This is a genomic window from uncultured Abiotrophia sp. (genome assembly GCF_938010525.1).
Lineage (GTDB): Bacteria > Bacillota > Bacilli > Lactobacillales > Aerococcaceae > Abiotrophia.
Genome location: NZ_CALLVK010000021.1, coordinates 277522 through 302971 on the forward strand (window position 1 = coordinate 277522; position 25450 = coordinate 302971).

25 protein-coding genes are annotated in these 25450 nt (G+C 46.2%); 2 read left to right on the forward strand and 23 right to left on the reverse strand.

Annotated elements, in window-relative coordinates:
• Positions 1 to 27: 27 nt before the first annotated feature.
• Positions 28 to 1155, reverse strand: a complete 1128-nt coding sequence (locus Q0339_RS05895) for an aminoglycoside phosphotransferase family protein (RefSeq protein ID WP_298077895.1) — start codon at positions 1153 to 1155, stop codon at positions 28 to 30.
• Positions 1156 to 1180: 25 nt separating this feature from the next.
• Positions 1181 to 2104, reverse strand: a complete 924-nt coding sequence (locus Q0339_RS05900) for a sugar phosphate nucleotidyltransferase (RefSeq protein WP_298077896.1) — start codon at positions 2102 to 2104, stop codon at positions 1181 to 1183.
• 248 nt (positions 2105 to 2352) lie between these two features.
• Here Q0339_RS05900 and Q0339_RS05905 point away from each other — a divergent pair, with 248 nt between their 5' ends.
• On the forward strand, positions 2353 to 3300 hold the full coding sequence (locus Q0339_RS05905) for a glycosyltransferase family 2 protein (protein WP_298077897.1): 948 nt from the start codon (positions 2353 to 2355) through the stop codon (positions 3298 to 3300).
• 29 nt (positions 3301 to 3329) lie between these two features.
• Here the strand turns inward: Q0339_RS05905 and pcp are convergent, their stop codons facing one another.
• From pcp to Q0339_RS05925, 4 genes are all read right to left on the reverse strand, one after another.
• Complete coding sequence (pcp, locus tag Q0339_RS05910) at positions 3330 to 3977, reverse strand: pyroglutamyl-peptidase I (protein WP_298077898.1); 648 nt, start codon at positions 3975 to 3977, stop codon at positions 3330 to 3332.
• Between the two features lie 16 nt (positions 3978 to 3993).
• Positions 3994 to 4917: a DUF979 domain-containing protein gene (locus tag Q0339_RS05915; RefSeq protein WP_143227688.1), complete on the reverse strand. Its 924-nt coding sequence runs from the start codon at positions 4915 to 4917 to the stop codon at positions 3994 to 3996.
• Positions 4918 to 4922: 5 nt separating this feature from the next.
• Positions 4923 to 5597: a DUF969 family protein gene (locus Q0339_RS05920; RefSeq protein WP_298077899.1), complete on the reverse strand. Its 675-nt coding sequence runs from the start codon at positions 5595 to 5597 to the stop codon at positions 4923 to 4925.
• A gap of 171 nt (positions 5598 to 5768) precedes the next feature.
• On the reverse strand, positions 5769 to 6878 hold the full coding sequence (locus tag Q0339_RS05925) for a hypothetical protein (RefSeq protein WP_298077900.1): 1110 nt from the start codon (positions 6876 to 6878) through the stop codon (positions 5769 to 5771).
• Positions 6879 to 7359: 481 nt separating this feature from the next.
• On the opposite strand from Q0339_RS05925, the gene Q0339_RS05930 reads away from it, so the two are divergent.
• Entirely contained in the window at positions 7360 to 8445 is a 1086-nt protein-coding gene (locus Q0339_RS05930; RefSeq protein ID WP_298077901.1) for an aminotransferase class I/II-fold pyridoxal phosphate-dependent enzyme, read from the forward strand.
• 36 nt (positions 8446 to 8481) lie between these two features.
• On the opposite strand, the gene Q0339_RS05935 is transcribed toward Q0339_RS05930, so the two are convergent.
• From Q0339_RS05935 to Q0339_RS06015, 17 genes are all read right to left on the reverse strand, one after another.
• Complete coding sequence (locus tag Q0339_RS05935) at positions 8482 to 9642, reverse strand: low temperature requirement protein A (protein ID WP_298077902.1); 1161 nt, start codon at positions 9640 to 9642, stop codon at positions 8482 to 8484.
• Between the two features lie 73 nt (positions 9643 to 9715).
• The gene (locus Q0339_RS05940) at positions 9716 to 10804 is read right to left on the reverse strand and encodes a D-alanine--D-alanine ligase (RefSeq protein WP_070756219.1); all 1089 of its coding nucleotides are present in this window, start codon (positions 10802 to 10804) and stop codon (positions 9716 to 9718) included.
• Between the two features lie 20 nt (positions 10805 to 10824).
• Positions 10825 to 11574, reverse strand: coding sequence for a hypothetical protein (locus tag Q0339_RS05945; RefSeq protein WP_070756218.1), 750 nt, complete (start codon positions 11572 to 11574; stop codon positions 10825 to 10827).
• 60 nt (positions 11575 to 11634) lie between these two features.
• Complete coding sequence (locus tag Q0339_RS05950) at positions 11635 to 12207, reverse strand: LemA family protein (RefSeq protein ID WP_070756217.1); 573 nt, start codon at positions 12205 to 12207, stop codon at positions 11635 to 11637.
• 142 nt (positions 12208 to 12349) lie between these two features.
• Positions 12350 to 12598, reverse strand: a complete 249-nt coding sequence (locus tag Q0339_RS05955) for a type B 50S ribosomal protein L31 (protein ID WP_023391311.1) — start codon at positions 12596 to 12598, stop codon at positions 12350 to 12352.
• A 153-nt stretch (positions 12599 to 12751) separates the two neighbouring features.
• Positions 12752 to 13270, reverse strand: a complete 519-nt coding sequence (locus tag Q0339_RS05960; RefSeq protein WP_298077908.1) for an acyl-CoA thioesterase — start codon at positions 13268 to 13270, stop codon at positions 12752 to 12754.
• Positions 13271 to 13287: 17 nt separating this feature from the next.
• Positions 13288 to 14727, reverse strand: a complete 1440-nt coding sequence (gene proS, locus Q0339_RS05965; RefSeq protein ID WP_298077909.1) for a proline--tRNA ligase — start codon at positions 14725 to 14727, stop codon at positions 13288 to 13290.
• Positions 14728 to 15064: 337 nt separating this feature from the next.
• A complete protein-coding gene (gene lepB, locus Q0339_RS05970) occupies positions 15065 to 15667 on the reverse strand; it encodes a signal peptidase I (RefSeq protein WP_298077910.1) in 603 nt (200 codons plus the stop codon).
• 136 nt (positions 15668 to 15803) lie between these two features.
• A complete protein-coding gene (locus Q0339_RS05975; protein ID WP_298077911.1) occupies positions 15804 to 16712 on the reverse strand; it encodes a hypothetical protein in 909 nt (302 codons plus the stop codon).
• A 202-nt stretch (positions 16713 to 16914) separates the two neighbouring features.
• Positions 16915 to 17787: a hypothetical protein gene (locus tag Q0339_RS05980; protein WP_070756213.1), complete on the reverse strand. Its 873-nt coding sequence runs from the start codon at positions 17785 to 17787 to the stop codon at positions 16915 to 16917.
• Between the two features lie 219 nt (positions 17788 to 18006).
• Complete coding sequence (locus Q0339_RS05985) at positions 18007 to 18984, reverse strand: hypothetical protein (protein ID WP_291430781.1); 978 nt, start codon at positions 18982 to 18984, stop codon at positions 18007 to 18009.
• Between the two features lie 30 nt (positions 18985 to 19014).
• Positions 19015 to 20010 carry a ribose-phosphate diphosphokinase gene (locus tag Q0339_RS05990; protein ID WP_291427367.1) on the reverse strand — a complete coding sequence of 332 codons (996 nt, stop codon included), beginning with the start codon at positions 20008 to 20010 and terminating at the stop codon, positions 19015 to 19017.
• Positions 20011 to 20028: 18 nt separating this feature from the next.
• Positions 20029 to 21399 carry a bifunctional UDP-N-acetylglucosamine diphosphorylase/glucosamine-1-phosphate N-acetyltransferase GlmU gene (glmU, locus tag Q0339_RS05995; RefSeq protein ID WP_070756210.1) on the reverse strand — a complete coding sequence of 457 codons (1371 nt, stop codon included), beginning with the start codon at positions 21397 to 21399 and terminating at the stop codon, positions 20029 to 20031.
• Between the two features lie 126 nt (positions 21400 to 21525).
• Complete coding sequence (purR, locus tag Q0339_RS06000) at positions 21526 to 22401, reverse strand: pur operon repressor (RefSeq protein WP_291430784.1); 876 nt, start codon at positions 22399 to 22401, stop codon at positions 21526 to 21528.
• Between the two features lie 301 nt (positions 22402 to 22702).
• A complete protein-coding gene (locus Q0339_RS06005) occupies positions 22703 to 23524 on the reverse strand; it encodes a metal ABC transporter permease (RefSeq protein ID WP_298077912.1) in 822 nt (273 codons plus the stop codon).
• On the reverse strand, positions 23482 to 24177 hold the full coding sequence (locus Q0339_RS06010) for a metal ABC transporter ATP-binding protein (protein ID WP_298077913.1): 696 nt from the start codon (positions 24175 to 24177) through the stop codon (positions 23482 to 23484). Before Q0339_RS06010 ends, Q0339_RS06005 begins: the two co-directional genes overlap by 43 nt.
• A 192-nt stretch (positions 24178 to 24369) precedes the next feature.
• Positions 24370 to 25335, reverse strand: coding sequence for a zinc ABC transporter substrate-binding protein (locus tag Q0339_RS06015; RefSeq protein ID WP_298077914.1), 966 nt, complete (start codon positions 25333 to 25335; stop codon positions 24370 to 24372).
• Between the last annotated feature and the right edge of the window lie 115 nt (positions 25336 to 25450).

The following is a 25450-nucleotide window of genomic DNA, read 5'->3' on the forward strand; positions in this document are numbered from 1 at the left end:
GCATTTTCGAGTCTAATTTAGTTGTTATTAGCGACTTTGAGCCGCGCGCGCTACAATGGCTTTGAGTTCAGGCCATTGAGCTTCCATCTGAGCCACTAAGGTCAACTGGGTAGCTGTCCGATCCAAATTCTGGCCTGGACGGCTGGTGCCATAATAGACGTCGCCATTGAGGTAGTCGGTTAGGAAACGAATCCCCTGCTCCAAGGTAATGACCCGTGCTCCCCAAGGTAGCAATTCGATTTCTAAGGTGGTGAGGCGATCCCCCATCCCCTTCAAAAAGCCGCGCGTATAGACTTCAAATAAATGGGCATCAAATTGGACCTTGCTCAAATCTGCCTCGTCTTCCGCATTATGGTTGGCCCCAAAGCGAATGGCATCCCCATAATCGAAGAGCACCAGACCTGGCATAATGGTATCCAAGTCTACGATACAGAGGGCCTGGCCAGTGCTAGCATCCATGAGAATATTATTGAGTTTGGTATCATTGTGGGTCACTCGTAGAGGCAATTGGCCTGCATCTAACAAGTCATAGAGCAGGTAGCAATCAGATTTGCGAGCTCGTACAAAATCAATCCAATCTTGAACCTCTGCTACGCGACCAGCCCGATCTTGGGCGACGGCTTCTTCAAACTGAGCATAGCGATGACGGGTATCATGGAATTTGGGAATGACCTCAGTCAGTTGGCTAGCATCAAAATCGTCTAAATCAGCGGCGAAGGCCCCAAAGGCTTGGCCAGCCCGATAGAACTCGTCCTCATTGGTGACTTGTTCAATGCTGAAGCTGTCCTTAATAAACTCATAGATGCGCCAATAGGTTCCATCTTCCAAGCGCGTATAGGGTAGGCCCTCACGATTAAGCACAACCGTCAAGGTTTCCCGCTCGGGGTCGCCACCGCGGCGACTGATAATTTCTTTCATGTAATCTGTCACGGCCAAGATATTCTGCATAAGACCGGGAACATCAGGGAAGATAGACTGGTTGATTTCTTGGAGGACGTACTCCCCTTGCCAGCCTTGATGATTCCCTTGTTGGATGCGGTAGGTTTTATTAATCAGGCCGTTGCCTAAGGGCTCTAGGGCAAGCAAGTTCCCTGGTAAATCATAAGCTTGATAGGCCAAGTAGGCCGGCGAATCGGTCGCTAGAACGGTTGACATATGCTTCACTCCTTTTGCTACTATCCTAAACTTCTGGCCACAAGGGGCTTGGGTAAACACCTGACTGGGTCAAGCTTTCAATGGCTTCTACCACTAAAGGTTTGTCTTCTTGATAGGTGACCCCAAACCACTGGGATTGGGTTTCTAAAATCTTGACTCTGGCTTGGTCAGACTTAATTTGTTTGCGAACTACACTTGGTAGGTAGTATTCACATTTATCAGGCTTAGTCCGAAGGCCCTTCTCCAAGAACTCTGGTAGATAGCCTTCAATAACTTGGATGAAACCTTCGGGAAAGCCCCAGAGGTTCATGGACACAATGGTTTCTGGATCTACATCCACCCAGTTTAAGCCGTCTTGCGTATAGTGAATCCCTTCTGGATAGGCTTCAATCTGAGTCTGCTCTTCGATTTCAACTAAGTAGCCTGACTCATTAAGCTGGCAAAGGCCACGCGAAACCGCTCCGTTAGCCGAGATAGTTTTCTTGAGAGGATAGCCCACCATACTATAACGCGGATTACGATAGGTCTGCATTTTCACCAAATAATCATAGACCGATTGGAAGGCGTGCCGGCCATAGAAATCATCGGCATTAATAACTGCAAAAGGCGCATCAATCAAGTCTCGCGCACACCAAACCGCATGAGCAGTTCCCCATGGCTTGGTTCGGCTAGTTGGCACAGCAAAACCCGCCGGTAAATCTTCTAATTTCTGATAGGCATATTCTACCGTCATATATTGCGCTACACGGTCACCAACTTGGGCCTTAAAACGTTCGGCCATGTCGGGTTTAATGATAAAAATAACCTTCTTAAAGCCTGCTTCTTTCGCATCATAAAGCGAATAATCCAGCATAACCTCCCCTCTTGGTCCGACTGAATCAAGCTGTTTGAGGCCACCATAACGACTGCCCATTCCGGCTGCCATGATGACCAGGATTGGTTCTTTCATCTGTAAGACTCCCCTAACACCCCTAGTGGGGCGATATTCTATTCGCTATCCATCATCGAATGGATGCCAACTTTATTTTAGCATATTTCGAACTGTTTGTAAGCTATTTCATTTGAGCTAACATAATTTCTCCTCAGGCATTTTGTCATCACTTGACACAAGGACCAGGCGCTGGCTTTCGCCACAAACCTCGCATTAGTAGGGCCTCTGTGCTATAATAGTCACGAGATAGGATAGGAGGAATCAGCATGTTATCTATTATTGTGCCCTGCTACAACGAAGCAGATGCCATCCCATATTTCTTTGCTGCGACCGAAGAAGTTATCACAAGCCTTGGCTGCCAAACAGAATATATTTTTGTTAACGATGGCTCAAAGGATGAGACCCTAACTGTCCTACGTAACTTACATCAAGAGCATCCTGACAGAGTGAGATACCTCTCCTTTTCTCGTAATTTCGGTAAAGAAGCCGCCATTTTTGCTGGACTCAAAGCCTGTCGTGGTGACTACATCACTTTAATGGATGCTGACCTACAAGATCCACCGGAGCTACTTCCGCAGATGTTTGAACTTATCCAAAGCAAAGAGGTAGACTGCGTCGGGACTAGACGGACTACCCGCAAGGGTGAGCCACCCATTCGTAGTTTTTTCGCCCGTCTCTTCTACAAAATTATCAATCGCATTAGCCAGACCGAAATCGTAGACGGGGCCCGCGACTATCGCCTAATGACTCGCCAAATGGTCGATGCTATCTTGGAGTTATCCGAGTACAACCGCTTCTCCAAGGGTCTGTTCAGCTGGGTAGGCTTTGATACAATCTACTTAGAATTCGAAAACCGTGACCGGGTAGCTGGCCAAACTAGTTGGAACTTCTTCCAATTGCTACGCTACTCGATTGATGGCATTATTAACTTCTCCGATGCCCCTCTGACCTTAGCCTCTATTATGGGGACTATCACCTGCCTAATTTCAGCCTTTTTCTTAGTTGTTATTATCGTACGAGCCCTTCTCTTCGGCGACCGAGTGGCTGGTTGGCCTTCAATTGTCTCCATCATCCTCTTCTTCTCAGGTATCCAACTCCTGTCTTTAGGGATTATCGGTAACTATATCGGTAAAATCTTTATGGAAACCAAACGGCGTCCTATCTATATTATTAAGGAAACTGAAACAAGTTCAGACAAAAAAAATGAAGCCTAACCCTGGGTTGGCTTCATTTTTTATTGTTATTAATGGGTTTCGCCACCCACAAGTCGAGCATCCGTCTTGCCTTGGTAGGCCACAAGGGTCTCTAAGCAGACCGTCAGGCCCTTAACAATATCGGCTAAAGCCATAGAGGCCTGGCCAGGCTTGTCGACCACTTGTTCCGTCACATAAGGGACATGAATGAAGCCCCCTTGAGTATTGGGATGGTGCTTAGCCAGATAATAGAGATTCTGGTACATGATATGGTTGCAGACAAAGGTCCCAGCCGTGTTAGATAGGCTGGCTGGCAAGCCCGCTTTCTTGACTGCCTCTACCATGGCCTTAACCGGCAAGGTCGTAAAGTAGGCTGGCGCCCCGTCAGCTTGAATGACTGTATCCAGAGGTTGTTGGCCCTTGTTATCCGCAATCCGTGCATCATCCACGTTAATGGCCACCCGTTCAGGCGTAATACCAAAGCGGCCACCCGCTTGACCGACGCAGACTACCGCATCAGGCTGCTGCTGTTCTACCGCTTCAAAGAGACGCTTAGCCGAATCACCAAAAACGGTCGGAATCTGAACCGTCACAATCTCAGCACCCTCAATTTCCTTAGGTAAGCGACTAACGGCTTCCCAGGCGGGGTTAATGGCTTCTCCGCCAAAAGGATCGAAACCTGTTACTAAAATTTTCATAAGTTCATCTCCTATTCTAATATGCCATAAAGTAAATCAAGGCAATGTGCAAGACAATCATGACAAGCGCAACAGGAATTTGCTGCTTGATGACGCCATTTGGGTCTTTCATTTCTAAGAGAGAAGCAGGCATAGAGTTAAAATTGGCTGCCATCGGTGTCATCAAGGTCCCACAATAGCCCGCTGTCATAGCTAAGGTGCCGGCTACCACCGGATTAGCTCCCAAAGCGAAAACAAACGGAATCCCAATACCTGCCGTAATTACTGTGAAGGCTGCGAAGGCATTCCCCATAATCATGGTGAAAATTACCATCCCTAAAACATAGGCTACTACACCTAACAAACGATTCTCAGCTGGCACCACTGAGGCTACAGCTGTCGAAATCAAGGTCCCGACTTGTGCCTTGGTAAAGATAACTCCCAGAGCAGCAAGTAATTGAGGCAGAATGATGGTTACCCCCATTTGTAGCGTCATCTGAGTGGTCCCATCATAGACTTCTTTTGGCTTAGGACGTAACATAATCAAAGCAACCGCCAAGGAAATTAAGCCACCAATTACTAAAGGCGCTTGCCCCCCTAAACCTTTAACATTGTAAACTAACAAGACGGCAACTAAGGCCAAGGTCAGAGAAGGCAAGAAAATCCATAAGCCATAGCGCTTAGCACGTTCCTCCTTCACAGCATCGGACACCGTATGAAGACTAGGAGTAGTCACTTGCTTAGTCACAGTTAAAATCGCCATGACTACTAACAGAACCCCTACTATAAATGGTGGCAAGTAAGACCCAAAGGCAAAAATAACCCCTAAGAGACTCCAGAAGATGGTAGCCCCCAATCGAGTCTTACTATCTGAGCGATAAACATAGAAGGCTGACAGGAAGAAGATTACCCCCGCAATGTAATAAGCGAATTCTAAAATCAGATCACGTACTGCAGTGATTTCCATTATTTTCTCCCCCTTCTATTCAGACTTTGCTGCCAGTATGCCATATAGAGTGCTACCACGATTAAGCTAGCAATCCCTACAGTCAGAGCTGTGTTGGCAACATCTGTTGCCGCCGCTTCATAACCTGCTTCAGTTAAAGTAGAAATAATCAGCAAGACCCCTGAAGAACCGACAAAGATATTTTGAGAGTAGAAGTTGGCGATATTTTCTACGGCCGCACATTTGCCCTTAATAGCGTCAACCTCCTCATCGCTTAAATCATCGCCGCATTTTTCTCGCACAGTGGCGTCGGTCATAGGATAAATCAAGGGGCGAACGAACTGAACATGTCCACCCAGAGGGATATGGAAGGCTAGGGACACCTCACGAATCAAGACATAGGTATAAAGCAAAATAGGTGCCGTCAAGCCCTTGAGCTTACTAATCAGATGCTGGGCTTGTTGACGCAGGCCGAAGCGCTCTACCATAGCAATCATAGGAATTGGAATCAAGAAGATGGTGACCAAACGGTTCTTGACGAAGTTCTCCCCCAAGAGAATTAGCGCCTCTTGCCAGTTAATACCAGCCACCAAGGCTGTGGATAGGGCTGCTACAATTAAGACCGCCATGGTATCCAACTTAAGCGAAAAACCAAGGACAATAATAACAATACCAATTAATATGAACCAGTTCATACTGTCACTCCTTTCAAATTGTTTAATCTAAATATAGCGATTATCCTGCTCAAAGTAAAGCTTTTCCGAACAAAAAGCGCCTACTATATGTAAACGTCCGTTTTTTTAGTCCTGTATTCTGACTTAACCAAAAACCTCAAGAATCGGTTTAGTAGCCGATTCTTGAGGTTCTTAATTATTGCTGGTTTGTTCTGCCTGGATTTTCTCTTCCAGGTAATCAATAATCCGAGCTTCCTGCTCCTGAGCTCTAAGATTATGAGCACGAGGTAGTCGTTTCTTAGCTTGGGCCAAATGTTCCAGCGCCGTCGCCACATCCCCCTTGACCCGCCAGTGATAGGCGGCCTGGGCCGTTGAATTTTCTGGTCGCTTGGTTTTCAGCATGGCCACTAAGAGTGGATCTTCCAGTAAGGTCGTAATCAGGGGGTCTTCCGGATGTTGCAGGCTAGCCGCAAAAAGTAAGAGACGCAAGATTTCCTGACGATAGGGCGTCACCATATCCTCCCGTTCCTGGTAGATTTTCTTAGACAGGATATAGACTTCTTCGAACTGACCCTGATCCACTAGTTGCTCTAAGTCATAAAAAATCGTAGCATCAGTCAAGAAGTTCGTCTCATTAATAGTAACACGCCGTAGATAGCGATATTTCTCATCATAAGACTTACCACGATTGGCCCAGTAATTATCTTCTAACATTATGAAGAGAACCAGGCGGTTTAATTCACTTTTGCTCAATAAAAGTAAGTTTTTGCCATCATTAAAACTCATGGGAATGGCATTGGTCAGGCCCATTAAAATCCCTAGACTAGCAAAGACAAAGACATAGATATTAGGCCAGAGCCAATAGGCCAAGACACTAGTCAAAATATTGGCCAGAAAACCACCCGCTAAGTAGAGCCTAAAGGGAAAATGTTGACTTTGATAGCGTGGAGGGCGCATCAAACACTGGCCACCTGTTCCGGCCACATGTTGCCAACGAAACTTAAAGCCACCTGACTCAGATTTTTCCAATTTTAAATCCATGACCCGGAAACTAACAAATTTATAACCCGTCAGCAGACCACCAAGCAAGTGGCCTCCTTCATGAATAATAATATGTAAGACCGTGCTCACTATAAAGGTCGCTAGCAAATAGGTAATAGACACATGACGCATCTGATTGGCAAGTGATGGACCAAAGAAGCGTCCTATTAGAAGGCCGATTGCAGCGCCCACTATGAGGCATAGCACGATGTAACCTAGCTGACGCCAGATTGAAGTTTTTCTTGTATTATTTTGCGCCATTATAGTTCCTCCCTTTCAGTCCAATTGGTCACCAATATAGTCTCTATTATACTGGATAGCCCCTAGTGGTTCAAGGTCAAGAATTGCCACCGAGAGGTAATAATATGATTAAAGCCCATGACAGCCATATTAGTCGACTTAGGACAGAATGGCTCTGTTGACAGGCTTCTGCTTTCGTGTTACACTGAGGCAAATACTACTTCGATGACGAGATGAGTAAGTCAAGCCACGGTCTATAGAGAGCCCTAGTTGCTGCAAAGGGGTGGCCACCTTGACCCAAGATGACCTCTGAGAATTTCACTGTTTTTCAGCCAGTGAGACGTTCGCAACGTTACTGCCAAGTCTTAGACTTACCAAGGTGCTTGCTGTGAGGCAAGCACAAAATCGGGTGGTACCACGAAGATTCGTCCCGGCGCGCAGGCCTTTTCCTGTGCGTCGGGCTTTTTCTTTGACCTATTAATCCATAAAGGAGTTGACCCTGATGACCCATCGTGACACTCAACTAGCCCAACTGGGCAACCGACAAGACCAACAGACTGGCGCAGTCTCCCTGCCTATTCACCTGTCTACCGCCTACGCCCATCCAGGTTTGGGCCAAAGTACAGGCTTTGACTATACCCGAACCAAAAACCCCACTCGTACGGTCTTAGAAGAAGGCCTGGCTGCCCTTGAAGGTGGCGCCCAAGCAGTGGTGACCTCTTCTGGTATGAGTGCCATCCAGCTAGTCCTGGGCCTCTTCCCAGCTGGCAGTCAATTCCTGGTAACACGAGACGTATATGGGGGCAGCTTCCGCTACTTCGATAAGCTCCAAGCGCAAGGCTTCTATCAATTTACTTATTTCCAAGATTTTGAAGACTTGACCTCCTTAATTAGCGATCAAGTAGCTGCTGTCTTCGTCGAGACACCTACCAACCCGCTAATGCAGGAAATTGATTTGGCGGCTGTGGCCCAACTCTGTCAACACCACCAAACACGCCTTATCGTGGACAACACCTTCTTGACGCCCCTACGTCAACGTCCCCTAGAATTAGGGGCTGACCTAGTCATTCATTCAGGCACCAAATACCTGACTGGCCATAACGACATCTTGGCTGGTGTGGTGGTGACCAAGGATGCTAGCTTGGGCGAGCAACTAGTCTGGTTGTCCAACACAACAGGCCCAACCTTGTCACCTTTTGACTGTTGGCTCTTTATCCGCTCACTTAAAACCCTGTCCCTGCGACTAGACCGGCAAGAAGCCAATGCTCAGGCCCTAGCCCAAGCCCTAAGCCAACACCCTCAAATCAAAGAAGTCCTCTACCCTGGTCGCGGCGCCATGATGTCCATTAAGATTCAAGATGCCAGCAAGGTAGACAGCTTCTTACGCGCTCTCAAAGTCTTTACCTTCGCCGAAAGCCTGGGAGGTGTCGAGAGCTTCATCACCTACCCAACCACCCAAACCCATGCTGACATCCCGCAAGACATCCGCGAGTCTTATGGTTTAACAGCTGACTTATTACGGGTATCCGTAGGGATTGAAGACCCGCAAGATTTAATCGCAGACATTATTCAGGCCCTCAATGCCTAAGAAAAAGCGAAGTGCTTCTGCACTTCGCTTTTCTCATTAGAATTTGAGGTTTTGACGAATCCAGTCTCGTCTATGAAGATAACCCACACGCATCATGGCATACTCCATAAGGGCAATAACAGAGAAGAAGATCCAAATGCTGTCCCGGAAGTACCAAGCCAAGCCTACGCCTAGAGCCAATAACCCTACATATTGTAATAGCAAGCGCCGGGTCAAACGCAGCTCTTCTTTGTTATAGCGAGCGGTTAAGAGTAGGCAAAGATGATAAATCACCAGGCCTAGCAAGACTAAGAAGGGGCTAGTCAAATAGGCTAAATCACTTGTTGTTAGCTCAATTCCAACCGTAAACATATTGAGTCCCATTAAGAGTACTAGATGAGCAGAAATTAAAAGGGTTGGACTATTCTTTTGGTTATGTTCCAAGGAAATGGCCGTTTGTGAGACATAATTAATAAAGGCTGCCCCCAGACAGGCAAAGGTCACAAGCGCTAGCCAGACATTCTGACTCAGAGGGAAAGTTCGAATTACACTAATAACAGCTTCCCCAAAGGTCAGAATCGTAATCAGCTGCATCCGCTCAACCAAATGGGGAAAGTTCATGGCATCATGATTGTTATAGCGCTCAATCCATAGAGGCACCCCTACAATCAAGAGATAGGCTAGCCCATAAACATAGACTCCCATCTCAACAGGAAGCACTGCGATAAGCGGCAAAGTCAATAAGAGAATGACGATTACGAAGACTATCAGACGCATTTGCATTGCCATATCTGGCGTGTAAACCTTATAGCGGCGACCATGCAGCCAGTACTGAAGCAAAATAATGGCATAAGCTAGGATTAATAAGCCATTAAATACAAAATATGTTGGGAGACTCAGCCCATTAAAATTAAGGATAGTCGTGCGCCATTCAGCATGCAAGTTGATGGCCAGATTACCGATGACTAACATGGACAGAATCAGGGAGTAAATATCATTACGGTCCCTGCGACTGTACTTATTCATATAGATATTTTGAGTAAACCATAGGCTCCAGAAACTAATGTTGACCACCACAAATTGGATGATATCTAAAGCTCCAATAGGCGAGTGCTCCCCAACGTGATGGAACATGCCCACCATAGACGAAGTGGCCATGACAAAGACCAAGTCATAAAATAATTCGTAGTTGGAAACGCGTTTGGCAGTGACTGACACAGCTAACTTCCTTTCTGATAAAGTTTTTGTGCGACAAAGAAAACCACACGGCATCTGCCATGTGGTTTTGTCTTTAACGACTTACTTGTTTATAAGCTTGCTTGTCTTCGAAGCTCTTAAGCGCTAACTGCAAGAGCTCTTCAATCAAGTCGCGGGTATTAAGCCCGGTTGCTTCCCAAAGACATGGATACATGCTGTAAGGCGTGAAGCCTGGCATGGTGTTAATTTCATTGATATAGATATCGTGGCTAGCCGTGACAAAGAAGTCAACCCGTGACAAGCCCTTGCCATCCAATGCGCGGTAGGCGCGTAGGGCATATTCTTGAATCTTGTCACTAATGGCGTCTGGCAATTGAGCCGGAATCTCCATTTCAACTGTGTTGTTGACGTACTTTTCATCGTAGTCATAGAAATCAGCAGTCTTGACCAGGCGGCCGACTACACTAGCGTGCGCATCATCGTTACCTAGAACTGCTACTTCGCATTCTTGGGCAGAAATCCCTTGTTCCACCACGATACGGCGGTCAAATTGCAGGGCTTTCTCTACGGCTGCACGCAGCTCTTCGGTCGTGGTGGCTTTAGAAATCCCCACGCTAGAGCCCATATTAGCAGGCTTTACAAAGAGCGGATAGAGCAAGTTGCCCTCGCAGCGATTCATCCATTCCTCAGGGGACTGAGCCCATTCACGAGAATCAAAGGCCACGTATGGCACTTGTGGTAAGCCAGCTTGGTGGAAAAGTTGTTTGGAAATAACCTTGTCCATACCGCAGGCGCTAGCAGTCACGCCAGCCCCGACATAAGGCATACCCAAGACTTCCAAGAAACCTTGGATGGTCCCATCTTCGCCGTTAGGCCCATGTAAGATAGGAAAGACAATGGTATCTGCTTCCTTAATGTCGCCAGGTTGAATTAAGGTCCCGACTGATTGACCCTCTGGCCCCTCAGCCCAACGTGCTTGCGGACCAGCGCTTAGGGCAAGTTGATTAGAGTGGCTAAGCGGACCTGATAAAGGCGCCCCCTTGAGCCAGTCTCCTTGCTTGGTAATATAAACTGGTTGTACTTCATAGTAATTGTACATGATGGACTGCATAATATTATGTGCTGAAATCAAGGAAATATCATGTTCAGCACTCTGCCCACCATAGAGTAAGACGATTTTCATGTAAAGTTCCTCCATCAATTTTAGATATTCAATACTAGGCGCCAATGGCTGGCACTAGTATCATAGACAATCTCCCCAATCTGCTCAGCCAAATTCTGATTCTGGGAGAGCAAGGTCAATTCATCTTCAATGACAAATAGGGGAACTAACCATTTTCCATTTAGGTAGTGAGCTTGCACAAAGTCTACTTTAATACCATTAGCAAATAAGGGAGCCAATTCCTCAGCTACGTGCGCAGGCAAAAGAGATACGGTCTGGCGCTTAGAGAAGAAAAGATTCTTATTCTCATTGACTAGCTCCGTCATGCGTTCGGTCATATTCCGAGCAAAGCGCGGGTAGAAGTCTTGAATATGCCGATAGAAGAGCTTGTTGAGCCCATTAGGTAAAGTGAGATAGACAAAGTTGTTCTGCAACTTATAGAAGAAAGCCGAGCGTAGGACATTGGAAGAGTGGAAGAGGTAAAGTAATTCCGCAATTTCCTGAGGAGTCAATTGATGCATGAGTTCAATGGATTCGAAGTCAATCCAGTTAGACATCCGCAGCTTCTGGGCTTGGACTGTCTCCATATACCGTAAGACTTCTGACCGTCCCCGCAAAATCTTGAAGTTGGTCTGCACATCAAAGCGACCAAAATTAGCCGGTGCTTCTGCCAAAATCAAGTTATTAGGTAAATTCTGTGCACTAAAGTCGTCACTAGTCAGACTTAGGGCCCGGGTCATCATATAGTTGGTAACCGAGTCATAATGCACATAGAGGTTAACCCGTTTCATCTCATGCCTCCTTTCCATGCTAGCTAGTAAGTCAATAATATAATGGGAGCAAGTTTAGACTTAGAAGCTTACTTTTGGTGCTTCTTTCGCTTCAGCTGGTGCTTGTAGGTAAGCTTTTGGTGCAAAGCCACTTAAGCCAGCTACCAAGCTGTTAGGGAAGGTTTGGATCCCAGTGTTGTATTGGCCAATGCTTGAGTTGTAGATTTGACGTGCTTTGGCAATCAAGTCTTCGGTTTCTTCCAAGCTACGTTGTAAGTCTAAGTAGTTTTGGTTAGCTTTGAGCTCAGGATAAGCTTCTGCTACAGCCAATAAACGTGATAAAGCGCCTGTCAATTGGTTTGATAATTCGTTCTTTTGCTCAGGTGTTGCATCCATTGGCAAGTTGACGATTTGTTGACGTGCCTTCACTACGGCATCTAAGGTTTCACTCTCGTGTTTAGAGTAACCTTTGACTGTTTCCACTAAGTTTGGAATTAAGTCGTTACGACGTTGGAGTTGCACGTCTACTTGGCTGAAGCTCTCTTCAGACCAGTTACGTAAACGAACTAAACGGTTGTAGACAGATGCCCAGAAGACTACTAATAGGACCACAATCCCAGCAATAATCCCTAAAACAGTCCATAATGTACTCATAAAAAAACATCCTTTCGAATTTTAGTCTCGTCCTCTATTATAAGCCAAAAACCTTGTCTTGTCACGCTTTGCGAAAGATTGTTAAGTAAAATCAAAAAAGAGCCCCGAGGGGCTCTTAGTCTTCTGTGGATAGAATAGTGGCTTATTTGTTGAAGCCGTACTTCTTGTTGAAGCGGTCCACACGACCATCTGCTTGGGTGAATTTTTGACGCCCAGTGTAGAATGGATGTGAATCAGACGAAATTTCCACGCGGATTAATGGGTAAGTGTTGCCATCTTCCCACTCAACCGTTTCGTTAGAAGTTTTCGTTGAACCTGACAAGAATTTGTAACCAGTAGTAGTGTCCATGAAGACAACTGGTTGGTAGTTTGGATGAATATCTGGTCTCATTTATGAACTTCCTTTCTGCCCTAGGCTATTTGCTAGTCTAGAGTTATTTGTCTGCACTCGGTGCAACACTAATATCATACCTAATTCTCTGCCAAATGTAAAGAATAAATTTGTCCTTAGCTAGAAAAGCTAGCACCCGGCATCAGACAGGCCTTAGTGGATATCCCAGGGAAAATCCAAGTTGAGGCCTGACTGGAATTGAGCCGATGCTTGGCGTTCGGCCATGCGTTTGGTCTGGCGTTCAGGGTAACCGGCGCAGACGAAGATTTCCTCTGGGCCCTCTGGCTGAATAGGGGCGACCTCAACTGAGGCCCCCATCTCATCGATGGCCACAAAGGTTAGGAAGGCTGTCGCTGCTAGATAGCGTTCCCCCGTCTCAAGTCGTTCCCCTACTACCTTGGCAAAGACTTCGACCGAGGTACGGCCGGTACCTGTGACAATGGTTTCCACACAGACGGAGTCAGACAAGTGCAGAGGCCGGATAAAGTTGAGCTGGTCCATCGAGGCCGTCACACAGAGACTGCGCGTATGGCGGGACACTGTAATACTGGCACAGTTATCAATGAATTCCATGAGCTGACCGCCATAGAGGGTTTGGTGCATATTACAATGGAAAGGTAGGATACGGTGGGTTTGCACCGCTCGTGATTCGCGGCAAAACTTAGCCTCCATCTTAGCTTCCTTCTTTCTTAGTAGGCCCGCGCCAACCATACGGTGTGTTTAGCCGGTTGGCCTGTCACGATACAGGTTGCTTTCTCTGGCACTTGACCTGCAAATGGAATGTTACGCGTGGTGAAGCCTGTTTCTTCCTTAATCTTGGCTTCGCTCTCTTCGGTGCCATCCCAACCTGCTAACACCCAACCAGGCACTTGGCCAGCTGCTCGCTTGCTTTCGATGTGGGCCTTGAGCTCGTCTAAGCTATTGATGTCCGTATAGTAGTTGGCTTGGTTCATTTGGCGCGCCTTTTCTAAGAGTCGCCCTTGCAAGCCAGTCAATTCCGCTTGAACGCTCGCCAAGAAGTTGTCAAATGGCACGGCTACCTTCTCATCTAAGTCGCGAGCCTTCATCATGACTTGCTCATTTTCTAAGTCGCGTGGACCACACTCAATCCGAACTGGCACCCCACGAAGTTCCCATTCATTGAATTTGAAACCTGGCGAGTTGTTGCTGTCGTCTAGGCGGCAACGGATACCTGCAGCTTTAAGTTGTGCCTGTAATTCATGGATTTTGTCCAGAATGGCTGGGTTCTTTTGCCATGGACCTACTGGAACGAAGACTACTTGAGTTGGGGCCACTGCTGGTGGCAAGACCAAGCCCTTGTCGTCACCGTGAGTCATAATCATAGCCCCAATCAAGCGAGTGGATACCCCGAAGGAGCTAGTGTGCGCATAAACGTGCTCGTTATCTGTATTGAGGTAACGAATGTCGAAAGCCTCCGCAAACTTAGTCCCCATGTAGTGGGAAGTCCCGGCTTGAACGGCCTTACCGTCTTGCATCATGGCTTCAATCGAGAAGGTGCTAACAGCCCCGGCAAAGCGCTCAGAAGGTGTTTTCTCACCGTCTACTACTGGCACAGCCAAGACACCTTCCACGACTTCCTTATAGATTTGGAGCATACGCATAGTACGGTCCAAGGCTTCTTGACCGTCGGCGTGGGCTGTATGGCCTTCTTGCCAGAGGAACTCAGAGGTCCGCAAGAATGGTAAGGTCTTCTTCTCCCAACGGAACACGTTAGCCCATTGGTTGATTTCGAGTGGTAGGTCACGGTAGGACTGGATCCAGTTGGAGAAGGCATCCCCAATAATGGTTTCAGAAGTTGGACGTAAGGCCAAACGTTCTTCTAATTTCTCACCGGCTGCTTCCGTTACCCATGGTAATTCTGGGCTAAAGCCTTCGATGTGATCCTTCTCCTTGTTGAAGAAAGACTCAGGAATTAACATTGGGAAGTAGGCGTTACGGATGCCTTCTTGCTTGAAACGAGCATCCATCGCTTTTTGGATATGTTCCCAGATTTCATAGCCGTCTGGCTTAAAAATCATACAGCCTCGCACTGGCGAGTAGTCCATTAAATCCGCTTGTTGAATGGTTTGTAAATACCATTTTGAGAAATCTTCCTGTCTTGTTACCATCTGGTAAACCTCCTTACAAAAAATCGTGACTGTGCCTCATCCTTAATCAAGGACGAAGCACAGTCACTCCGCGGTACCACCTTGTTTGCCGACATAGGCGCCGGCCAACTTATAGCCGATAAGGAGGCCAACCCACTTGTTCTATTCAATAGTAGGTTCCAATCCGCCAGAGGGTATGCATCTTCCAGCCAAGGACGCACTCTCTAAAACCATAGGGACTGTACTAGTCTATTTACAGCTATAAATATACGCATTTTTAGGTCCTTTGTCAAGCTGTCTTCGACTGGCTTCTGGCATCAAAAAAGGTCCGGGACTGGCGTCCCTGGACCTGACTCACTTAGCGGTTCACAATTTGTCCCGCATCATTTAATTTATACTTTTGCAAGAAGCCTAGGCGATTTAAAGGCCAATAGCTGACATCGGCTTCCCCTTCAACCGTGTTGGCATCAATAAAGCCAAAGGAACGACCGTCCAGGGAGTTCTGACGGTTGTCACCTAAGACGAAGTATTTACCTTCTGGCACTGTGCTAGCCCCGGCTACTTGTGCTAGGGTGAAGTTTTGCGTGAAGTTGCCATTTGGATTGGCTGCCTGGTATTCCTTAACCTTCTCGGCTAAGTAAGGCTCGTCAGTAGCGACGCCATTGAGGTAGAGTTTGTCGTCGCGCACTTCAATGGTATCACCCGGCACCCCAATGACACGCTTGATATAGCGTTTGCTAGGGTCGCTTGGCGCCTTAATAACTACCACGTCGAAGCGTTCAATTTTGGCTAATTTCCACATGAAGAGGCGCTCGTCATGCTGTAAGGTATAGTCCATGGAATGACCATCCACACGGAAAGACTCCACCACAAAATGACGCAAGGCGATAACTGCTGCCACCATAATAATTAAGTAAATCAGGAATTCTAAGACTTCCTTAGCAATTGCTTTGATATTCATATTATCCCTCCAGGATTCATCTACCCCTTCATTATACCTTAAGGCTTAGAGGACAAGCAATCCTGAGCACTTTTGACGCTAAAATAAATGCTAGACAAGAAAAAAGCTAGGACAAAGTCCTAGCCTTATAGCTTGCTTATTCTTCAGAAGATGAAGCGGAATTAGCATTGCCAGCCCCTGCTTCAGGTTCCTTGATATCAACTGGTTGGTTGTGGTTGCTTACAGTCACAGAGAAAGTCACATCCACTGTTTGTGGTGCGTCGTCGCCCTCAGCCAATTTAGGATTTACTTGAGCCACGTCTACATGAAGGACAAGGTTGAAAGCTTTGACGAAGTGAGTTTCTTTGTCATAGCTTACTACCAAGCTAGGGTTCAATTCGAAGAACTTCTTGAAGTTATCAGCAGTGAAGACCTTGCTGAAGCTATCTTCGCTAACGTTTTGACCTGCTTGTTTAGCTTGGTCTAAAGCCGCTTGTTGTAATTTCTTAAAGAGTGCTTCGTGATCTTGATAGAACTTAGCACCGTCAATGTTTTGTTTGAGGGAAAGTTGATATTCGTCATCCTTTGCCTCTACATTGAATAATTCAGAAAGAGCTGTATTAAATTCTTTGTCTAACTCAGAATTTGTCTTAGCTACTTCTAAAAACTTGGCATAAGCTTTTTGGAATTCTTGTTTGTTGACGGAAACATCTGATACATGCCAGTCATTGTCTCCTTCACGGAAGAAGGCTTTAGCACCTTTTACCACTGCCTCAAATTGGCCATTGGTAGTTGGTGGCACTTGTAAATCAAGTGAACCTTGGAGCTCAGCATTCTTAACATCCACGTCACCTTTTAGGTTAGCCGTTAAACTACGTGGTGTAGTCTTAGTAGTACCAATAACGGACAGGCTAGATTCCAAGTGGAAAGTCTCCAACTTGAGTGCTGCTTCGTTGGCTTGGGTCATCAAATCAACGAAAGATGGTGCGGCATCTTGTGCTGCAGCGAAAGGTAATTGGCTAAAGAAAGCCAAGAGAACAACTAATACTTTGACTAATTTTTTCATTTTCATTCCTCCTCATAGTCGCAGTTACATTCCAGGGTTTGCCTAGGCAAGCACCTGATAATATTATGCTAACACTTTAAGAGCCAGACTTCAAGTCTTTACGCACAAAAAGTTAGACAAAAGTAGAATTTCTTTCGTTTTTTCTTTTTCTGCAGTCAAAAAGCCATTAAAAAAGCACCCCTAAGGGTGCTTTTATGACAGATTAGTGGTTTTCTAATTCGATTGGTTGGTTGTAGTCTTTAGCTTCTAAGTTAGCTTGCACAGCGATATTGCCTGGTGCACCTTGAGCTGATTGAGCTGGTAAGAAGTCAGCAGGTTTCAAGTTAACATCAAGGGTAACCTTAGAAACTAAGAAAGTAGATTTGTTGTAACGAATTTCTACTTTAGGGTTTGATGCAAAGAATTTTTCCATGGTATCAGCGCTGAAAAGCTTGTCGAAGGTTGCTTTTTGTTGATCAGATACAGATTGACCGTTAGCTTCTGATTGTTTTAAAGCTTGCTCCTTAACGCGTTCGAAGGTTGCTTTGTTATCTTCGTAGAATTTCTTCCCGTCGATGCCTTGTTTGAGGGCGTAAACATAGTCTTCGCCGTCTTCTTTGATTTCAAAGTATTGACCTAAAGTAGCTTCTTGTTCAGGAGTTAAATCCTTGTATGCTTCTTTCATTGCGTTTTGGAGAGCTGTCTTGAATTGGTTACGTTGCGCAGAGTAGTCTGCCTTTGTCCAATCTTTATCGCCAGTTTGAGTTGATAAGGTGTCATCTTTCAATTGGAAAGCTTGTTTCTGAGCAGATGGAGACAATTGGCTTGCAATCTCAACTTTACCTTCACCTTGAACGTTCTCTAAGTCTAACTCTGTTTCAAAGTTAACGTTAGCGAAGTTAACTTTAGTCCCGTTTTGGTCAAAAGCAACAGCTAAGTCACCTTTCAATTCTACAGACTTCACAGTCTTCAAAGCTGCATCTGCTTTGCTGAAGAGTTCATTCAAACCTACAGCGTGAGCAGTAGTAGCAGGGGTAGTAGCGAATACAGTAGCAGCTACAGCTGTTACAGCAAAAAATTTCTTGATGGATTTCATCATCATTCTCCTTTACGTAAAAGATTTTACATGTTCCTATTATAACGCGCTCAGCTTAAATTACAACCAAAAGCCCTCGATTTCATATAAATTTCATACTTTAGACCGAGAAAAAGCCCTTTATTCCGAACAAAACACAGGGTCTAAAGCAAGGAAAGTTCGTCCCTGGCCTTGGGTCTACAAAAAAAGCAGCCCCTAGGGGCTGCTAGAAAATTGTCCTTATTCGGAAGCAGAACTTGAAGAGCTGTCTTCACTTGATTCTGTCAAGCGACTTGACTCAGACTCTGAACCAGGTAATTTTTCTTCTGGCACTCTAATCTCGCGGCTCTCGTTGAAGCCGTCGAAGGTCATTTCTGCGTTGTAGTAGAAGCTATAGAGACCAAATTGTTCAACTTCTTTGCTATCTAGGAAGTCTGTGAAGCGCAAGGTCACTTCCACCTTATAAGATGTCACCAGGTAGCTATCCTTAGCAAAGTGAACTTCATAAACTGGCTTGCTTTCCAAGAACTTGCTTAAGGTTTCAGCACTGTAGAAACGGTCAACTTGTGCCTTGTAGCTTGGCGACACTTTTTCGCCACGCTCTTCCATCTCATCATAGATTCGTTGCTTAAATTCATCCAAAGCAGCCTTGTTATCATCGAAGAGTTTCTTGGCATCAATATCATCGCGAAGACTAAGTACATACTCGCTATCTGTCTCAGTGAGCTTGAAAATTTGCTTGATTAGCTCATCATGTTGAGCCAAAGCCTTAACGACTTCGTCTTTAGCAGGGAAGTTGAAACCTTCACGCTCTAAAGTTCTCTTAAAATCAGCTTTTTCCGCGCTAGTATCTTCCACTTGGGCAATGCGATCATCAATTTCATAGAAGGTTTGATTATCCTTGACACCCCAACGAACATTGCGGAATTGCGGCAGGAAAATTGAATCAATGACCATTTTCAGATCAACGTTTAGGTTTTGGATATCGACATAGCCATCGACTTGCACTTGGCCTAGGTCCATATGTTGGGTCTGACGATCAATGGCAGCCTTGAGCGTCCCTTGGGTGTGGAAGCTCTTGAGGCCGCGGTAGGCTTCATAGCTACGGCCTAAAAGTTCAGAGATTGCTAAATCTTCTGCTTGTACTTTAGGTAAGGAGATGAAAATCAGGGTCAGGGCCATCAAAAGAGCGGCCATTTTCTTGAAGAATTGTTTCATGGGGTTCTTCCTTTCTAGACTGGAATAGGATTAGTCTTCCTTGCTTAAATCTTCCAACTTAAATTTTTCTTGGAAGAGTGGACTTACTGAACGGTTTTCGTGGATACGCTTGATAGCTTCCCCGACTAAGGTGCCGACAGAAATCGTTTGGAGTTTGTCTAAGTGGCGACCTTCTGGTTGTTGGATAGAGTCGGTCACGATGACTTCTTTGATTTCAGATTCATCTAAGCGCTCGACAGCTGGACCAGATAGGACAGCGTGGGTACAGCAAGCATAGACGGAATCAGCACCCTTATCTAGGAGGGCGGCTGCCGCTAAGGTAATGGTCCCTGCGGTATCAATCATGTCATCGATAATGATACATTTCTTGCCAGCGACATCCCCGATAATGTTCATGACTTCAGAGACATTAGGACGCGGACGGCGTTTGTCGATAATGGCAATCGGCGACTTGAGGAAGTCGGCCAATTTACGGGCCCGCACTACCCCACCGTGGTCAGGAGAAACAACCACGACATCTTCCCCGAAGAGGCCTTTTTCTAAGAAATAGTCAGCCAAGAGTGGTACCCCAATTAAGTGGTCCACTGGGATATCGAAGAAGCCTTGAATTTGCGGTGCATGCAAGTCTAAGGTTAAGACACGGTCTGCCCCGGCAATAGTAATCATGTTAGCAACTAATTTAGCGGTAATTGGTTCACGCGACTGAGCCTTACGTTCTTGACGCGCATAGCCGTAGTAAGGCATCACCACGTTAATGGTCTTGGCACTTGCCCGTCGTAAAGCATCAATCATAATCAAGAGTTCCATCAAGTTGTCGTTGACTGGGTCAGAAGTCGACTGCACGATGTAGACGTGCGCCCCCCGAATACTTTCTTCCACGTTGACCTTGACTTCACCGTCTGAAAAACGCGAAATACTAATTTTCCCTAGTTCTAAACCAACTGCCTCTGCAATCTTCTCTGCCAAAGGACGGTTTGAACTCAAAGAGAAAATCTTCAACTTCGGATCTTTATAATGTTTACCCACAATGGTTCCTCCTAAAAATTACTTTTTGCTAAATTTTTGCCAATAGTTGGGAATGTTATCTTGCTTGACACGGGAAATAGCCAAGGCTTGATCTGGCACATCGCGCGTCACGGTTGTGCCCGCCGCAATAAAGGTTTGGTCGCCAATCTTGACTGGTGAGACAATGTTAGCATTACAGCCGATAAAGGCTTGGTCACCTACAGTTGAACGGTGCTTCTTCTTGCCGTCATAGTTGACGAAGATGGTGCCACAACCGATATTGATATCGCGACCTAGGTCAGCATCGCCAATATAGGTTAGGTGGCCTGACTTGACGCCTGCTCCTAAGGTAGAGTTCTTGACTTCGACGAAGTTACCGATATGAACATCTTGGCCTAGGTGGCTGTTTGGCCGCAAGTGGGCAAATGGCCCTACGGTCGCGCCAGTGGCGACAGTTGAAGACTCGATGACGGATTGGGTCACAGAGACGCCATCCGCTAATTGGCTGTCATGGATTTCAGTATTGGCTCCGATTTGGCACTGAGCCCCAATACGGGTTTGGCCCTTGAGGCTAACATTAGCTTCCAAAATGGTATCTGAACCAATGACCACATCGGCTTCAATATAGGTTGAAGCTGGATCTATCATGGTCACGCCTTGGCGCATATGATATTCATTAATGCGACGGCGCATAGATTGGGTCGCTTCCGCTAGGGCTACTCGGTCGTTAACCCCAATGGCTTCGGTCTCATCTGCCATAACGTAAGCAGCTACAGTCCGACCTGCTTGACGGGCTAGAGCAATGACATCCGGCAAGTAATATTCGCCTTGGGCGTTGTCGTTGCCGACACGTTTGAGGCAATCAAACAATAATTGATTGTCGAAGACATAGGTCCCCGTGTTGAATTCACGAATCAGCGCCTCTTGCTCTGTGGCATCCTTCTGTTCCACAATCTTCAGAACTTGTCCCTCAGCGTCACGGACAATCCGTCCGTAACCTGTCGCGTCTTCGGTAACAGCGGTCAAAATGGTTGCCCCTGCTCCCTGTGCTTGATGATAGTCAAAAAGGGCCGATAGAGTCTCAGCAGTTAAGAGCGGTGTATCACCACAAATCACCAGAGTGCTGCCCGCTAAATGTCCCAAGGCAGCTTCTGCCTGTAAGACTGCGTGGCCTGTCCCTAGTTGTTCTGCCTGTAAGGCATAGCTAGACTTATCGCCCAAGTAGGCTTGTACAGCTTCCGCTCCATGCCCCACGATGGTGACGATTTGATTGACACCGCTGGCTTCAACCGCTCGCACCACATGGGCTACCATAGGCAAACCACACACGGGGTGTAGCACCTTATAGAGGGAAGATTTCATGCGTGTGCCCTTCCCTGCAGCTAGAATAACTGCCATCCGATTCTCCATTCATCATACTCCTTTGCTTACTACGTACGACATGGCACGTTAATTTCGTAATCTACCGATACTATTATACCGATTTCAGGCGCAGATATCCAATCGAATTATCATTTTTTATCAATTTGTCATTTTCTAGTGGAGGGAAGTGGTAAAAGGCTCGAAAGCCTGGTCTTGGAAGAAGCTACCAGGTTCTGAATAGAGCTCAAAATGTTCGATTTCTGGGTTATAGACCATTTGAATTTTCATTAAGGACTCGTGAGGTGGCAATTTTTGCTTCTCTTGGTCCGTATTCTCCGCAAAGACACAGACACCGGCTAACTGACACTCAAATTCTTCCAGCATAGACAAGAGACCAAAAATAGTCCCCCCATTGCGGAGGAAGTCGTCAACAACCAAAACCTTACTTCTAGGCGCTAAGGCTAGTTTGGATAGTTCCATCTTGTTGACGGTTTGCAGGGAGCCAGATAGATAGCTAATAGAAATGGTTGATCCTTCAGCGTCACGTGAGTCACGACGCACCACCACGTGAGGGACATTGAGATAGCGAGCAACAGCGACTGCCAAGCCAATCCCCTTGGTCTCAATGGTCATAACAGCATCCACGCCACTACGTTGGTAACGAGAGGCAATCAACTTACCTAGACGGTTAAGAATGTCAGAATCTTGCAAGACATCACCCATATAAATATAGTTTCCAGGCAGGACCCGCTTGCCGGACTCCATTTTCCTAGCGACACGATGAAAAAGATCCTTTAAGTCGCGCTCTTGAATGGTGGGGTAGAAGATAATGCCGCCGGATACCCCTGCTACAGTCCGAATATCCCCTAAATCATTCTCTTGAAACACGTCGCGTACAAAGTTGATATCTTCACTGATTGAGGACTTGGCAGAATCAAAGTAATCTGCAAAGAAGGACAAGGTGACTAGCTGATTGGGATGTTCCATTAAGTACTGGCATATGAAAACAATCCGATGATTGCGTTTAAATTTCTTGGCTTCTACACCCATGATACACAACTCCTTTTTGGTTTGACTCTATTATATCAGATACTTGAACATTTTCCATAGTTATTTTTCACAATATTCGTCTTGTGCACGAAATTTCTAGATATAGGTCTAGACATTAAGAAAGGCTAAGCATGAGCATCTATATAAAAAATATGCTCATAAAATATCTAAAACACTCACGCCAGTCTCGCAATATATAACTCTCTGTATAGTTTATTGACTGTCAAATCATTGTTGTCTATTTTATAAAAAACTAAAAATCCGATTGAATCTAATGACTCAATCGGAGTATTAAGTGTAACTAGGTACGATTTCGCCACCAGCCAAGGAGGCCTTGACCTAGAGAAATAACGATAAATAAAATCACGAAGCCTAAGGTAATGGAAGCTCCTGGCGGTGTATTCAGATGATAAGAGGCCATCAAACCGACGATAATCCCTACCACATTAATGACAAAGCCAATCAAAATGGTCTGTCTGAAACTCGAGGACAGCTTAATGGCTGTCGCAGCCGGGATTACAATGAGGGCCGAGACCAGTAAGGCCCCCACAATCGGCATCATGACACTAATAGCCACCCCTGTCACGACAGACAATAGAATGGACATGAACTTGACAGGCAGACCCGCCGTATGTGCCGTCGCTTCATCAAAACTCATGACATAGAGGGGGCGACGGAAGAACAGATAAAGGGCTAGGACAATGCCAGCTAGAACGGCCAACAAGATGACCTCTTGAGGTGAAATCAAAATAATAGAGCCAAAAAGGAACTGCTCAATCTTAAAGTTTGATGCGTTGCGGTTAAGATTCATAAGCACCAAGGCCACGGACATACCACCAGCCATCATAATGGCCACCGACACTTCGGAGAAGTCCCGGTAAATGAGCCGCAAATATTCTAGTAAGATTGAGGCCACAATGACGACTAGTAGAGTAGTCACCGTTGGACTGACCCGCAAAATCATTCCCAAGGCTACCCCCGCTAGGGAGATATGGGACAAAGTATCGGCCATCATGGATTGACGCTTCAGAATCAGCAAGAGGCCGATAATAGGCGTAATGCAAGAAATAGCCAGGCCTGCTAGGAGTGCGCGTTGGATGAAGTCAAGCTGAAACATCTCCATGGGGTTCCCTCCTCTCTCACTAGTCGAATTTCTCGGGTATAGAAACCTTCAATTTCTTGGTCGGCATGAGTCACCATGAGGATGGACTTACCGTGATGTTTACAGGCATGGCGTAAGAGCCGGTAGAAGGCTCGCCGGGACTCAATATCCATGCCGGTGGTTGGCTCATCTAAGACGAAGAAGTCCGGATCAGTGGCGAAGACCCGCGCTAGGCAGATACGTTGCTTCTGACCGCCTGACAATTCTCCAATTTTCTTATGGCGCAAATGGCTCATGCCGACAGCCGATAGGGCTCGATCCACATGTTCCTTGTCATGGGCATCTAGGCGCTTGAACCAACGTCCCTTTGGATAGCGGCCAGATTCAACAAACTCCTGAACCCGGCTAGGGAAGCCAGCATTAAAAGAGTTGACGTTCTGTGGCACATAGCCAATAGTCAAGGGCTTGCCCAGGGCATTGGTCTTGGCAATCGTGACCGTTCCTGAAGCTGGCTTGAGTAGGCCTAGGATATTCTTCAAGAGGGTGGACTTGGCCGCCCCATTTTCCCCGGTCAGAATGACAAACTCGCCCGGGTTGACTTCAAAGTTTACTTCATTAAGAACCTTCTCCCGATCATAGTAGAAGGAGAGGTTTTTGACACTGACTAGGGTCATGACTTGCCTCCTTGGCAGATAATTTGCTGGCTAAAAATGTCCCTCCTGCTAAGCGGGATGCTAACGATAGCGTTGCAATTGATTGGATAGTAATTGCTACACTTGACTCCTCCTATTATAGACCACTTAGGACAAAAAATGCAAGCAGTGGCAATGCCACCGCTTGCTTGAGGTGTCTTAATCTTGACTAGCTTACTTGGTCAAGTTAGCTAGGTTTTCGCGCATGAGGCTGAAGTAGTCAGCACCAGCCGCAATTTCTTCGGCGCTAACGGTTTCTAAGGTACGCAATGGACGAAGCTCAGCACCCGTTGCAGATGCTACGGTCTTGGCGATGGCGTCATCCAAGGATGGGTCCACAAAGATGACCTTGGTATTGTGTTCCTTAACAAAGGCTTGCATCTTAGCTAAGGCAGCCGCACTTGGTTCTGCTGTAGAAGAGATACCCGTAATAGCATGTTGTTCTAAGCCATAAGCGTGGGCTAGGTAGCCAAAGGCAGCGTGTTGTACCACAAAGTTCTTGTCGCTTAACTTAGATGTTGCATCTTTAAACTCTTGGTCTAATTTCTTAAGGTCTTCTGTTAAGCTTGCGGCATTAGTTTCATAGGTGGACGCATTTTCAGGGTCTAAGGCAACTAGCGCCTTCTTGACATTTTCCGCTTGTTTAGCGTAAGTCATTGGGTCCATCCAAGTATGTGGGTCAAATTCATGGTGATGGCCTTCTTCGCCCTCTTCATGATGTTCTTCCCCAGATTGACCAGATTCTGCTTCATGGTCGTGGTCTTCATGGTCGGCATCGCCCTTGAGGAGTTCAATGCCTTCGGTTGTCTTTTGAACCTTGGTCTTGTCAGTATCCAAGAGTTTGGTTAAGTCTTCAACAAAATGCTCCATCTCATCATCTTGGTAGATAAAGAGGTCGCTGGTTTGAACCTTGGCTGCGTCGCGGGCGCTCATTTCGTAGTCATGGGCATCTTGGTTGCCTTCTAAGAGCATGGAAACCTCTGCCTTATCCCCGGCAATGCGTTGAGCTAAGTAGTAAACGGGATAGAAGGTGGTCATGACCTTCTTCTTGCCAGCAGCTGAGACAGTAGGAGCCAATGGCGCCAATAAGCCAAGTAATAATACTAGGCTTGCTAAAAGTGCAGATAATTTACGTTTCATTCGATCTTCCTCCTATGAAAATATGTAATGGTTACTTTTTCCATAGTTTATTATACGCCTTTCTGACTGGATGTCAACCGTAATCCTTATCTTTTTGCTTCAGACACACCCCCCT

Coding starts and splice junctions, on each gene's coding strand:
- Q0339_RS05895 (WP_298077895.1), bottom strand. CDS start 1,155: ATGTCAACCGTTCTAGCGACCGATTCGCCGGCCTACTTGGCCTATCAA.
- Q0339_RS05900 (WP_298077896.1), bottom strand. CDS start 2,104: ATGAAAGAACCAATCCTGGTCATCATGGCAGCCGGAATGGGCAGTCGT.
- Q0339_RS05905 (WP_298077897.1), top strand. CDS start 2,353: ATGTTATCTATTATTGTGCCCTGCTACAACGAAGCAGATGCCATCCCA.
- pcp (WP_298077898.1), bottom strand. CDS start 3,977: ATGAAAATTTTAGTAACAGGTTTCGATCCTTTTGGCGGAGAAGCCATT.
- Q0339_RS05920 (WP_298077899.1), bottom strand. CDS start 5,597: ATGAACTGGTTCATATTAATTGGTATTGTTATTATTGTCCTTGGTTTT.
- Q0339_RS05925 (WP_298077900.1), bottom strand. CDS start 6,878: ATGGCGCAAAATAATACAAGAAAAACTTCAATCTGGCGTCAGCTAGGT.
- Q0339_RS05930 (WP_298077901.1), top strand. CDS start 7,360: ATGACCCATCGTGACACTCAACTAGCCCAACTGGGCAACCGACAAGAC.
- Q0339_RS05940 (WP_070756219.1), bottom strand. CDS start 10,804: ATGAAAATCGTCTTACTCTATGGTGGGCAGAGTGCTGAACATGATATT.
- Q0339_RS05945 (WP_070756218.1), bottom strand. CDS start 11,574: ATGAAACGGGTTAACCTCTATGTGCATTATGACTCGGTTACCAACTAT.
- Q0339_RS05950 (WP_070756217.1), bottom strand. CDS start 12,207: ATGAGTACATTATGGACTGTTTTAGGGATTATTGCTGGGATTGTGGTC.
- Q0339_RS05955 (WP_023391311.1), bottom strand. CDS start 12,598: ATGAGACCAGATATTCATCCAAACTACCAACCAGTTGTCTTCATGGAC.
- Q0339_RS05960 (WP_298077908.1), bottom strand. CDS start 13,270: ATGGAGGCTAAGTTTTGCCGCGAATCACGAGCGGTGCAAACCCACCGT.
- proS (WP_298077909.1), bottom strand. CDS start 14,727: ATGGTAACAAGACAGGAAGATTTCTCAAAATGGTATTTACAAACCATT.
- lepB (WP_298077910.1), bottom strand. CDS start 15,667: ATGAATATCAAAGCAATTGCTAAGGAAGTCTTAGAATTCCTGATTTAC.
- Q0339_RS05975 (WP_298077911.1), bottom strand. CDS start 16,712: ATGAAAAAATTAGTCAAAGTATTAGTTGTTCTCTTGGCTTTCTTTAGC.
- Q0339_RS05980 (WP_070756213.1), bottom strand. CDS start 17,787: ATGAAATCCATCAAGAAATTTTTTGCTGTAACAGCTGTAGCTGCTACT.
- Q0339_RS05985 (WP_291430781.1), bottom strand. CDS start 18,984: ATGAAACAATTCTTCAAGAAAATGGCCGCTCTTTTGATGGCCCTGACC.
- glmU (WP_070756210.1), bottom strand. CDS start 21,399: ATGGAGAATCGGATGGCAGTTATTCTAGCTGCAGGGAAGGGCACACGC.
- purR (WP_291430784.1), bottom strand. CDS start 22,401: ATGGGTGTAGAAGCCAAGAAATTTAAACGCAATCATCGGATTGTTTTC.
- Q0339_RS06005 (WP_298077912.1), bottom strand. CDS start 23,524: ATGGAGATGTTTCAGCTTGACTTCATCCAACGCGCACTCCTAGCAGGC.
- Q0339_RS06010 (WP_298077913.1), bottom strand. CDS start 24,177: ATGACCCTAGTCAGTGTCAAAAACCTCTCCTTCTACTATGATCGGGAG.
- Q0339_RS06015 (WP_298077914.1), bottom strand. CDS start 25,335: ATGAAACGTAAATTATCTGCACTTTTAGCAAGCCTAGTATTATTACTT.